This window comes from Streptomyces sp. NPDC043854, assembly GCF_056436005.1.
Genome location: NZ_JBWKDK010000101.1, coordinates 1 through 10,574, shown reverse-complemented (window position 1 = coordinate 10,574; position 10,574 = coordinate 1). Strand labels below are relative to the sequence as shown.

The 10,574-nt window shown below is 71.4% G+C and carries 12 protein-coding genes; 7 read left to right on the top strand and 5 right to left on the bottom strand.

The annotated features are described in order from the left end of the window. Window positions 1-748 precede the first annotated feature (748 nt). The 5 genes from AC068A_RS36725 to AC068A_RS36705 form a co-directional block, all read right to left on the bottom strand. Window positions 749-1,831, bottom strand: a complete 1,083-nt coding sequence (locus AC068A_RS36725) for a hypothetical protein (RefSeq protein ID WP_478590638.1) — start codon at window positions 1,829-1,831, stop codon at window positions 749-751. Between the two features lie 230 nt (window positions 1,832-2,061). Beyond that, window positions 2,062-2,613 (bottom strand): telomere-protecting terminal protein Tpg, encoded by a 552-nt coding sequence (gene tpg, locus AC068A_RS36720; RefSeq protein ID WP_478590637.1) that lies wholly within the window; start codon window positions 2,611-2,613, stop codon window positions 2,062-2,064. Further along, on the bottom strand, window positions 2,613-2,792 hold the full coding sequence (locus AC068A_RS36715; protein ID WP_478590636.1) for a hypothetical protein: 180 nt from the start codon (window positions 2,790-2,792) through the stop codon (window positions 2,613-2,615). The genes tpg and AC068A_RS36715 overlap by 1 nt, the downstream gene beginning before the upstream one ends. Next, a complete protein-coding gene (locus AC068A_RS36710) occupies window positions 2,793-2,924 on the bottom strand; it encodes a hypothetical protein (RefSeq protein ID WP_478590635.1) in 132 nt (43 codons plus the stop codon). Beyond that, window positions 2,921-3,178, bottom strand: coding sequence for a hypothetical protein (locus AC068A_RS36705; protein WP_478590634.1), 258 nt, complete (start codon window positions 3,176-3,178; stop codon window positions 2,921-2,923). Before AC068A_RS36705 ends, AC068A_RS36710 begins: the two co-directional genes overlap by 4 nt. A 317-nt stretch (window positions 3,179-3,495) precedes the next feature. Between AC068A_RS36705 and AC068A_RS36700 the strand changes: the two genes are divergently transcribed. From AC068A_RS36700 to AC068A_RS36670, 7 genes are all read left to right on the top strand, one after another. Beyond that, on the top strand, window positions 3,496-3,651 hold the full coding sequence (locus AC068A_RS36700; protein WP_478590633.1) for a hypothetical protein: 156 nt from the start codon (window positions 3,496-3,498) through the stop codon (window positions 3,649-3,651). Next, a complete protein-coding gene (locus AC068A_RS36695) occupies window positions 3,648-4,838 on the top strand; it encodes a hypothetical protein (RefSeq protein WP_478590632.1) in 1,191 nt (396 codons plus the stop codon). Before AC068A_RS36700 ends, AC068A_RS36695 begins: the two co-directional genes overlap by 4 nt. Further along, entirely contained in the window at window positions 4,838-5,032 is a 195-nt protein-coding gene (locus AC068A_RS36690; protein ID WP_478590631.1) for a hypothetical protein, read from the top strand. The genes AC068A_RS36695 and AC068A_RS36690 overlap by 1 nt, the downstream gene beginning before the upstream one ends. 26 nt (window positions 5,033-5,058) lie before the next feature. Further along, window positions 5,059-5,217 carry a hypothetical protein gene (locus AC068A_RS36685; RefSeq protein WP_478590630.1) on the top strand — a complete coding sequence of 53 codons (159 nt, stop codon included), beginning with the start codon at window positions 5,059-5,061 and terminating at the stop codon, window positions 5,215-5,217. A gap of 187 nt (window positions 5,218-5,404) precedes the next feature. Next, window positions 5,405-5,650 (top strand): hypothetical protein, encoded by a 246-nt coding sequence (locus tag AC068A_RS36680; RefSeq protein ID WP_478590629.1) that lies wholly within the window; start codon window positions 5,405-5,407, stop codon window positions 5,648-5,650. A gap of 82 nt (window positions 5,651-5,732) precedes the next feature. Beyond that, the gene (locus AC068A_RS36675) at window positions 5,733-6,038 is read left to right on the top strand and encodes a hypothetical protein (RefSeq protein WP_478590628.1); all 306 of its coding nucleotides are present in this window, start codon (window positions 5,733-5,735) and stop codon (window positions 6,036-6,038) included. A gap of 915 nt (window positions 6,039-6,953) precedes the next feature. Further along, entirely contained in the window at window positions 6,954-9,791 is a 2,838-nt protein-coding gene (locus tag AC068A_RS36670) for a hypothetical protein (RefSeq protein WP_478590627.1), read from the top strand. The last annotated feature ends 783 nt before the right edge of the window (window positions 9,792-10,574 follow it).

Sequence of the window (10,574 nt, the reverse complement as noted above, 5' to 3'; positions counted from 1 at the left end):
TGCGCGCTGTTGTCAGGTGGGCTCGGCGCTGCGCGCCTCGCGGCCGCTGCCCGCCCGCGCGCTTCGCGCGCGAAACGGCGCGGCGGGTCGGCCGACCGCGAGCGCTGCGCGCTTGTGCTCTTCCGATCTCCCGCGGAGCGGGTCCAACAGCGCTGCGCGCTGTTGTCAGGTGGGCTCGGCGCTGCGCGCCTCGCGGCCGCTGCCCGCCCGCGCGCTTCGCGCGCGAACCGGCGCGGCGGGTCGGCCGACCGCGAGCGCTGCGCGCCCGCGTTCTTCCGACCGAGCAACCCTGTATTCCCTAGGAGCCCGGCTGTTTTGGGTGACACCCCCCTGGGGAAAACCACCGTTTCCGCAGGTCAGAGGGTGTAACCCACGTGTGGACGGGTGTAACCCATCCTTGTGGATCTGGGGTGCCGTTTCTGGGGATAACCGGACGTTTTCGCAGGTCAGATGGGGGATCGGACCCCGGCTGTTTTGGGTGACACCCAACTTGCCCATGTATGCCCTAATTTGCCTGCCACTCTGGCCGTGAATCCGCCCTGAAGCGCACATCGGGGGGCCGGGGTGGGGCCCGTTTCTGGGGATAACTGGACGTTTTCGCAGGTCAGGGGGTGTAACCCACCCCGGCTGTTTTGGGTCACACCCAACCCGAGTCGCTGAGTGGCCGTCTGAGCGCCTTTCAGGGCATGGGGTGGCCCCGTCATCCGGGGAGTGGATGCGGGGCCGGTAGAGGGGCTCTGAGGGGGTCTCAGACGTACAGGTCCTGTCCGACCCGCAGGGTCTCCCCTGTGAGCCGCATGGACTGGAGCCGTTTGGCGATGGCGTCCTCCGCCACGTCGACGGAGATGCCGGCCGCTTCCCGGCGGCGGCAGTCCGCGCAGTGCGTGATGTGCACGGGGGCGCTGATCGGGAGCCCGCAGCCGCCCGCGCAATCGCGGACCACCGGGGTCTGGTCGTACGCCTCTTGAGCCGTCGCCACATAGCCAGTCAGGGGCGCGCGTTGGTCGAGCCGCCACCGGATCAGGCCGAACGCATGGCCCTTGACGGTCTCCGCGTGATCGGTCGAGTAGGTCATGGCGGCCAGGACCGCGGCGGGCGGGTAGCCGATGTGCAGGCGCGGGATCACCAGCAGCTCGGCCGCGCCGGTGCGCTCGCGGGCGGTCATCTTGGCCGTGATGAGCGGGGCCTGGGCGAGGACGTCGAGCGCGATGTTCCGCAGCGCCCGGTACTCCTCCTTGGTGTACAGGTCGACCAGGGCGCCGTCGCGCTTCTTGCCGTCGAGGAACACCCACCGGAGACCACCGCGGCCCCCGGTCTCCGCCAGCCGCTCCCCGCGCAGGAACGGCGCCTCCTGGTGGTGGTGGGCGTGGGGCCGGCGGCCGGTCAGGGCGGCGATGTGCTCGCGGGTGGGGCGTTCCGTGAGGCCGATCGCTCTGGCGATCTCCGCCTCGGTGAGCTGGACGAACCAGTCGTCCCCGGCCTGGGAGGCGAGCACGACCACGATCCGGCCGCAGGTGCGGCAGGACAGAGGGAGGCTGGTCGCCCACTCCAGCGGCGAGCGCCGGTGGGAGGCGGCGGCCGTGGTCGGCGTGGCGGGGCACGGCTCCACCGGCGTCCGGCCGTCCACCTCCAGCCACCCGCACTCGATCAGGTAGCGGACGTGCACCAACGTCTTCTGCCGGGAGATTCCGGCGGCGGCGGCGATGGCCGCGCCGGTGAGCGGCTGGCCGAGGGCGCGGCGCTTGTGCTGGCGGAGAATGGCGTCGATCTTGACGCAGGAACCGCACTCGGTGGGCGGGGCCTGCCTGTGCGCGGGGCGCTTCGGGGTCACTCGTGCGGGCCTTCCTGACCCTTTCGGGGTCGGTTCAGCCGCTGCCGTGTGGTCGGGGGGGAGATTTCTCCCCTACACTCGGCACCGACTTGGTAGTCATCCGAGCCCCGAACCGATGTAGTCCCACAGTTGGTGCTGTGGATCGGCCGGGGTTCTCGGCTTTTCTGGGCTTGATCACCCGTGGTGGGTGTTGTGCAGGCTACTCCTTGATCAGGACACGGCGGCCGTGATCAGTACTCGACGTCCATGTGCGCGACGTCGGTGAACTCCACATCGAGGCCTTCGGCGCGGGTCCCTCCATCGCGGAAGTAGCTGTGGCCGAGGGCGTCGCCGAAGAGCGCTTCGAGCTCTGCCTCGCTGGCTCCGGCGCGGTACGCGGCGAACGCGGCGGCGGAGTGTTCGGGGCTGATGACCTGCGTGATCATCCGTATGCGTCCGTCGTCGGAGGATCCGGCGGCGGCGCGGAAACCGAACCGGGCCCGGGTGGCCACCACGATGCCCTGCCGGGCCGCTTCGCGTTCCGCCTTCTCCTTGACCAGGGGCTGCCAGTCCTTGCGCACCTCACGTTCGAGGGCTTCGGCGCTGGCTCCCTTGGGGGCGTGGGTGCCCTTGGCCCACCGCTGCACGGTGCGCTGGGACACGCCGAGGCGTGCGGCCACCGCGGCGGTGCTCCCCTTCTCCTTCTTCAGCAGGAAGGAGAGGCGGGTGCTCACCTTGGCGGGGATCGGCCGGGTGGCGGCCGCGTCGCGGGCGCGGGTGAGCGCGTCTCGTATGGCGCCCATCAGTGCCCGCCCCGCATGGCGCGGTAGCACGCCCAGTAGTCGAGCTCCACGCCGTAGGTGGCGCGGGCGTACCGGCGCAGGTCCTCCACGCCGAACCCGCCGGCGGTGGACCGCAGGTCGCGGATCGCCTGCCGCATCACGGCGTCGGTGCTGCCAGTGCTGCTCTTCTTGCCGAACATCTAGTCCTCCTGCGGCGCGTCATCGGATGTGGCGTCGGGGCGCTCGCGGCTGCACAGCGGGCAGCGCATGAGCGCGTCGTCGTTCTCGCCCCCGCAGAATCCGCAGGTCCACCAGGTGGATAAGGCGCTCACGACTCCCCCTTCTTCCTGGCCGGGGCCTTGGCCCGGACCTCGATTCCCTCCTCGGCCAGCCACGCGTACAAGGTCTTGGGGCTGACCCCTGCAAGTGCGCGGATGCGCGAGCGGTTCGCGCCCGTGCGTACGGCGGCGATGGCTGCCTCGCGCAGCTCGCGGTCGAGTTGGGCGATGGTCTCTGTGCGGCGGAGGGATACCTCCGCCACCGCGCGCAGGGCTTCGGCCTGCGCTTCTTCCGGAATGGCTGGCATAGCCAGAGCCTAGCGCAAAAGAATCCACAGGAACAGATTTAGCGTTCCGTGTTGTTCCCAAGGGTGCTTTGCCGTAGAGTTCTTCTCGTAAGGCCAACCGGGAGCAACTACCCGAAAAACCCCGGGCATTCATGTGCAAACCCGCCCAACTGGCTATTCGGGTCGGCTGCCTGATCCGCCCGCCCCGCTTCGGGGCGGGCGGTGAAGGGGAGTCGATCGGCTCCCGTCTCACAACTGAAAACGGCCCTGACCTGGGGTTCCCGCCCCTGGTCAAGGCCTGAGACGTCACCCCTGATGAGAGCAGGAGGTTCCGTCCTGTGACGGATCGTATCGAGGACGCGGCGCACGCCGCGTTGGAGGCCGCGGCGGCGGCGCGGAACGCGGCGTCCGAGGCTGCGATGGCGGCCGCGGAGGCCGCGCGGGTCGCGGTCGAGCGGGCGCAGGCGGCTGTGCAGCAGGGCGGTGCGCGGTGAAGTGGCGCACGGTCAAGAAGACGCTCCTGGTCCCGCATGAGCGGGACGGGGTGGTTCACCAGGTCGCGCGGACGGTGACGGACCGGGTGCCGGTGCTCCCGCGGGACTGGGACGCACTCGCGTTGCGGGCGGTGGCCGGTCTGGTGTTGGCGTTGACGCTGGTGACGGTGGCGTGGTCCACGGTCAGCATCGGCCGGCTGCTGGGCGGTGGGGTGGGGTTCGCTGCGGCGGCCCTGTTCGACATCGCGTGGGCGACGGTGCTGCTGCTGGAGTGGCTGGCCCGGTTCGACCCCGGTAAGCGGCGGTTCGCCCGGGTGACCGGGTGGGTGCTGGTCGGGATCACGATGGGCGCGCTGGCCTGGGAAGGGCTGTTGGCGGGTTCGGTGGCGCTGGCGGTGGTCGGCGCGGTCGTGTCCCTGATCGCGAAGGTCATGTGGCTGGCGGTGTTCAAGTTCATCGACCGGGATCTGTCGCCGGAGGATCGGCAGTGGGTGGCCGCGGAGATCAGCCGCGCGAACGCGCAGCTGGCGGTTGCGGCGGTGCGCAGGCAGGCGGCTCGTGCGGAGGCGCACGCGGCTCTGGAGTTGCTGGCGGCGGAGCGGGAGCGGCAGGCGCTGGCCCCGGTCCGCGACGTCCTGCCGGACGGTCCGGCCGTGCCGGCCGCCGACCCTGCGGGGGCGGAGCGGGCGGTGCTGCGGGCGGAGCGCCCGGCGGTCGAGGCGGTCGTGGTGCCGGTCGAGGCGGAGGCTGTGCCGGTGTCGGCGGAGCGGGACGCGGTCGAGCGTGAGGCGGAGATGCTGGCGCTGTACCGGGCGGTGGAGTCCACCCCCGGCGTGGCGGAGGCGGACCGGGCATGGGCGGCGGATGCGCTGCTGGCGGCCGCCCGGCAGGCGGGCGGTGACCGCCCGGCGGAGGCGCCGTCCCTGGTCACGGCTGCGGCGGCGCCGGAGCCTGCCCCCGGTGGTGAGCCGGTGGACCGGGTGCCGGAGCAGCGGCCGAGGAGCATCGCGGCCGGTGTGGCGGAACTGCGGGCGGCGCGGATCACGGATCCGGCGGTGATGGCGGCGCGGTTGTCCGCGCTGATGGACCGGCCGGTGTCGGTGGACTCCGTCAAGCGGGAGGTCCGCCGGGCGAAGGCGGCCGAGCGGGCCGCCGCGGAGGACGCGGGGACGGGGGCGTACCTGTGATGCGCTCGCTGTCGAGGGTCCCGTTCGGACTGCGTGCGCTGGCGGTGCTGTGGCCGCTGATGGGGATCACCACCGCCGTGCTGCTGGCGGTGGGGCTCCCGGCCCCGGCGGCCGGTGTGGTCGCGGTGGGCGCGGGTCTGGCGGTCGGCTGGCCGTGGGCCGCCCGGGTCGAGCGCGGACGGGGGGCCGAGTGATGTTCGGTCGCCGCAGGTTCGAGGACATGCCGACGCCGGAGGACGAGTACTACGCCCGCCGGGGCGGGGCCCGCGCGAAGAAGTGGGCCGCCACCTCCACGGGGGCCGCGGAGGCTGCCGCGGAGCGTGGCCGGCACTCGGAGGCCAAGGCCAAGGTGGCCCGCTGGCGGAAGGGCGGCCGGTGATGTTCGCGGCCGGGGAGAGGGTGCTGGTCGTCGCGTGTGAGGACGATCCGCGGGCGGTCGGCCGGACGGGCCGGATCGTCGATGAGGTACCGCCGGGCCCGTTGACGGGCGGCCGGTGGACGGTGGCGGGGCTGGGATGGCTCATCGCGCCGGTGCTGTGCCACGGACACGAGCTGAGGAGGACCCGATGACCGCCAACGGACCCGAACCCCGCCAGTACACGGCGTGGGAGATCACGAAGTTGGCCGCGCTGGTGGCCAAGGGGGTCAAGACCGGTCCCACGCCGAAGCTGGACCGCCAGATCGAGGCGGTGAAGGCGGCCGCGGTCGAGCGGGAGCGGGTCGAGGACGCGGCCCGTGCCCAGCTCAAGGCCGAGAAGGAGAAGCGCGAGTTCGACGCGAAGGTCGAGCGCGCGAAGCGCCGGATGCGCTGACCGCGCCGGAAGAAAAGCCCGACTTTGGATCTGCCCCGGGGCCGGCCTTCGGCCCCGGGGCCCACTTTTGGGAGGGACAGAGATGGACCGCAGGGACCTGATCGCACGGCCCGTGGTGTGGGCGCTGGACAACGTCTGGCCGCTGGTTGCGCTGGCGGCCACGGTGATGGTCACGGAGTGGCTGCCCTACCCCGAGGTGAGTTGGTGGACGTCGGCGTGGGCGACGGCGGTGGCGGTGTGCGGGGTGTACGCGGCGGTCGAGGTGGCGCCGGTGCTGGCGACCGCGGCCGGCACTCGGCGGACGCTGGCCGACGCGGCCCGGGAGGCGGCGGACCGGGTGGCCGACTGGGCCGGGTGGGACGAGGACGAGGACGAGGACGGCCGGTGAGTCGGCGCCCGCGCCGGTACCGGCTGCGGCTGGCGGACGTCCCGGCCGAGCCGGTGGCCCCGGTGCCCGGCCAGCTCCCGCTGTGGGACGCGGCCGGGGTGTCCATGGACACGGGGTCAGGGCCGCGTCTGCCTGGGGTTTCGGGCGGGAGTGTCCATGGACTGTCCATGGACACGGGCTCACCGGTGACCGTCACGGCCACCGCCATACCCACCGCCAGCGGACCGTCATGGCACCGCCATGCGGCCGGTTCCGTGGCGGTGCCGTGACGGTGCTGTGGCGGTGGCCATGGCGGTGCGCGTGGCGGTGCCGCCCGACCGCCACGCCGTCCGCCCACGAGTCCGCCACGGGGGCCGCCCTGGGTCCGCCCTGAGGGCGGACGGTGGGCGGACGGTGGGCGGACGGCGTGGCGGACCGCTGGGAGTCCGCTGGCGGACCGCTGGCGGACCGCTGGGGCGGGCCGCCGGACGCTGGCCAGCGGATCGCCAGCGGACCGCCAGCGGACCGCCAGCGGACCGCCAGCGGACCGCCAGCGGTTCGGCAGCGGATCGTCAGCGGGGGTCCGGCGGTCCGCTGGCAGGCACAACGCCCGTGTGACGTAGGTCACTTCGGCGGTATCGCGTCACACGAGGCCCGGTTTTCGGACCTGTAGGAGGTGACGGGCCCCGCAGACCACCCAATTGAGTGATCCGCATCACAGGCTGTCTGAATCAGTCGCCCGGCCGTACTTGGTCCGGGTGGAGGGAGTCGTCCGGCCCGTCCCGCGTCCACAGGGGTGCGGGGCCAGGGTCAGGGCAAATCCCCGGGCCGGGTGTCCGGTTCGGGGCGCACGATCAGCACACGACCGCCCGGCAGCGCTGCCTGCCAGGGACCCGCACTGCCGGGCGGTCCAGCACTGGAGAGGAGACCCCAGGCATGCAGAGCATGACCGAGATGTCCGCGCGGTACGCGGCGAGCGCGCCACCGGGCGCAGACTCCGCCGGGTCGGCCGGATCCGACGGCGGGGCCGGGGAGGCGCTGGCGGACCTGGTGGCCGCGGTCGGCGGGTGGCTGTGGGCGCACCGGCCGACCACGCAGGGCGGTTGGTACACGCTCCTGATCGCCGCCGCGCTGCTGGCCGGGTGGTTCATCCACCTCGGCGACGAACGCCGGACGGAGCAGGGCAAGCAGAAGCGGCCCGGCGCCAACGGGCTCATCGACGCGTTCGGCACCGGCATGGTCATCGGCGTGGGCCGACTCGGCCGACTCACCGGCCGGTTCGTCGGCGGCCGGCCGCTGAAGGGCGACCCCGCCCCCGGGTCGGGGTTCCTGACGATGGGCACGGACACGCCGAAGCCGGGCCCGGTCGTCCCGGTCGCCCAACTCGGCGCGGTGGCGGCCCCCGCCCCGGCCGCGGGGCCCTGGACGGGCCGTGAGCCGTCCCGCGCCATGCTGTGGCTTGGGAAGCGCGTGGCGGCCCTGTTCGGGCGCCTGGACGCCTACCAGGGCCGCGGAGCGCGGGCGCTGGAGACCGTGGCGCACGGCGCGGTCGTCGTGGTCACGTGGGCGGGCCGCGCGTGGCGCCTGGTCCTGGCGGTCGTCGGCGGCGTGGTGTTCGGCGTCCGGGCGGTGGCGCCGGTGGCCGGCACGGTCGTACGGATCGTCCGCTCCTACCGGCGGTGGGCGTGGGCGTCCGTGGCCCTGTTCCGGCTCACGGTGGCCGCGCTGGCCCTGCTGTGGCTGGCCCGGCCCGAAGCGCGCGGCTGGATCGTCCTCGGCCTGTGCGCGCTCCCCCTCGTGGTCATCGCGGCCGCGGTCACCGGACCGCACGGGCTGCGGTGGTGGCGCGGCTACGAACCCGGCTGGGGCGAGATCCACGGCCCCGCCCTGTGGGCCGCCCTGCGGCCCGCCCTGCGGCTGGACGAGACCGAGGTGATGGACGCGTGGCTCGCGCTTCCCCACGACGCGGACGCGCCCGACGCGGCGATCGTGATGCGCCTGCCCTCCACCCTGCTGGGCGCCCCGCAGGACCGAGCCGCGCTCCACCAGCTGCTGCACGCGTGCGTGCCCGGCACCTGGGTCTGCCGGTGGCAGACCATCGGCACCGACCGGCACGTCCGGTGGTGGCAGGAGGACACCCCGGCTGCTGTGGGTCACACCCTCACGGCGGACCGGGAGTACGGGCCGGGCCTGTGGGCCGCCCTGCGGACGCTCCTCGCGGTGCCTGTCTGGGAGCCCCGGGAGGACTGGCTCAGGGTGTCCGGAGACCCCTCGGAGCCCGATGCAGAGATTTCCCTCCGTCTGCCCTCCGGATGGATCGGTGAGCCCCACCAACTCACCCACGTCGTGGGGCTCCGGATGCCGGGCGAGTGGACCATTTCCACGGACCTGACGGGGTTCGGGAATTCGGTGAGTTGGCGCCGAAAGGCCGCGCCTAAACCGCGCCCGGAACTCCCCGAAGAAGTCTCGTGGAAATCCATGGGTGACCCGCGCGTCCTGTACTTCGGGGAGACCCACGACGGCCCCGCCCTTGTCCACACTGGGACGGCAACCCCTCACATCGGCATCTCCGGCGAGACCGGGTCCGGCAAGTCCACCCTTCTCTACATCGCCGTTGCGGTGGCCCGGCAGGCAGGCGAGTTGGTCACCATCATCGACCCCAAGCAAAACTCCATGTCGGAGGCAGACGGAAAGTCCGGCGTCCGCATCCACACGGAGACGTACGAATGCGTGTGGGCCATCGCGGAATTTTTCACGTCCATGATGGCCACCGAGACGCGCAAGCGAAAGGGTTGGAAGCCGAATCCGGACGACGTTGACGCCACACCGATCGGACGACTCCTCATCATCGATGAACTCCCCTCGTTCCGTGAGTTCGTGGCCGCGTGGTGGAAATACATCATCAAGGAGCGTGGATTCCCGCCGGTCCTGGTGTGGTTCCAAATGATCCTGATGCAGGGACGTAGTTCGGACCACCGGGTCGCGGTCGGCACGCACCAATTCAGCCTGGATGTATTCGGGTCCACGATGGCCCGCGATCAGGTCGGCACGAAGATGGTTGTGGGAGAAACCTCGGATCCCTCGTGGGCAGTTGCGTACGGTGCGACCACGCCGCGATTCGAATATGACGAGACCATTCCCGGTCGGGGCGTGATCTCCACAAAGGGCCGCAAGAAGAAGAAGATTGGAGCGGACGGCCGGCCGGAGCGGGTGGAGGAAATCCAATTCGCCTACATCACACCGGAGATCGGCCGGATCCTGGACGCGTGCCCGCCCGCCCCGGCCTGGTTCGACAACGGCGAGATGGCCCCGTGGATCACCGCCGCGGACATCGCGCGGGCCGACTCCGCAGCCGCCGTGGGCGAGTTCCTCACCGGCGACTACAGCAAGGCGCCGCAGGCCCTGACACCTGACACTGACACCGGCGACACGGCGACAGGGGTACCCCGTCCCAGGTCAGAACACGTGTCTGACACGTCAGACGACCCCCTCGTGTCAGCCGCGGGCGGGGCCGGCACGCCCTCCATGGCCGACCTGGTCGAGCGCCTGGTCCAGGAGGACGAGCCCATCGAGGAGCGCTGGACGCTCCGGCAGGCGTGCGAGATCGGCATCGTGCCCAAGGGGTACGGCGCGGCCCGTCAGCAGAAGTCCGACATGGCCAAGCGCGGAATCCCCTTCCCCGCAGGAGAGGTCATCAAGGGCGTCACCTGGTACACCCGAGAAGAACTGGAGAGCGTCTACGGAGCACCTGCCGAGGAAACCGAGGACGCCTAACAGGCGGCCCTGTAAGGCGATTTGACGGCCTGTGGCCCGAGACCCTATGGTCCCGGGCCACAGGACTTTCCGCGACCTACAGGGCGAATGGAGACCCCATGCCGTACTCCTGCTATGACCAGAGCTGCGACTACGCCCCAGACGACTACGAGCACGCCGACCACTGCGTTTACGCGGACGATTTCGGCAGCGATGAAGACGATTTCGAGACCGCCAGATAGAGCCAAATGTGTAAGGGGAACTTGGGCAAGTTCCCCTTACACATTGGGGCGGGGGTGTAAGGGGAACCCGGCCAAGTTCCCCTTACACACTCGGAATTGAAAAAGACCGAAGCAACCCCCGGAAAAGGGGCGGCAATTCAACGCGAGAGAAACTCTTTGCAACGCACAAAAAAGAGCGACACAGAGAATTGCCCGGAAACAGTTGGAACGAATTGACAGGGTAATTACCCGTCAGATAGGCTGAGTTCAGCAACACAGCGTGAGCAACTGAACAGACGGACCGAACCCCCTCCACCCTCGCTGGCCGCCCGCGAAGCGGGCCCCGGGCCGGGAGCGGAGCGACCGGCCCCAGGCCGTGAAACGGCCGCTCAGAGGCCGCAAAGCGGCCGACCCGGCCGAAGGCCGGACCCGCGCCGAAGCGCAGCGCAGGCGCCCGGCCCAAAGGGCCGGCCAAGGGGCGCGCAGCGCCCCGCAATTACTCTCCGCGAAGCGGAGAGTCCCCGTTTCAGAGCGCGCAGCGCTCTGGGACCCGCTCCGCGGGAGATCGGAAGAGCACAAGCCT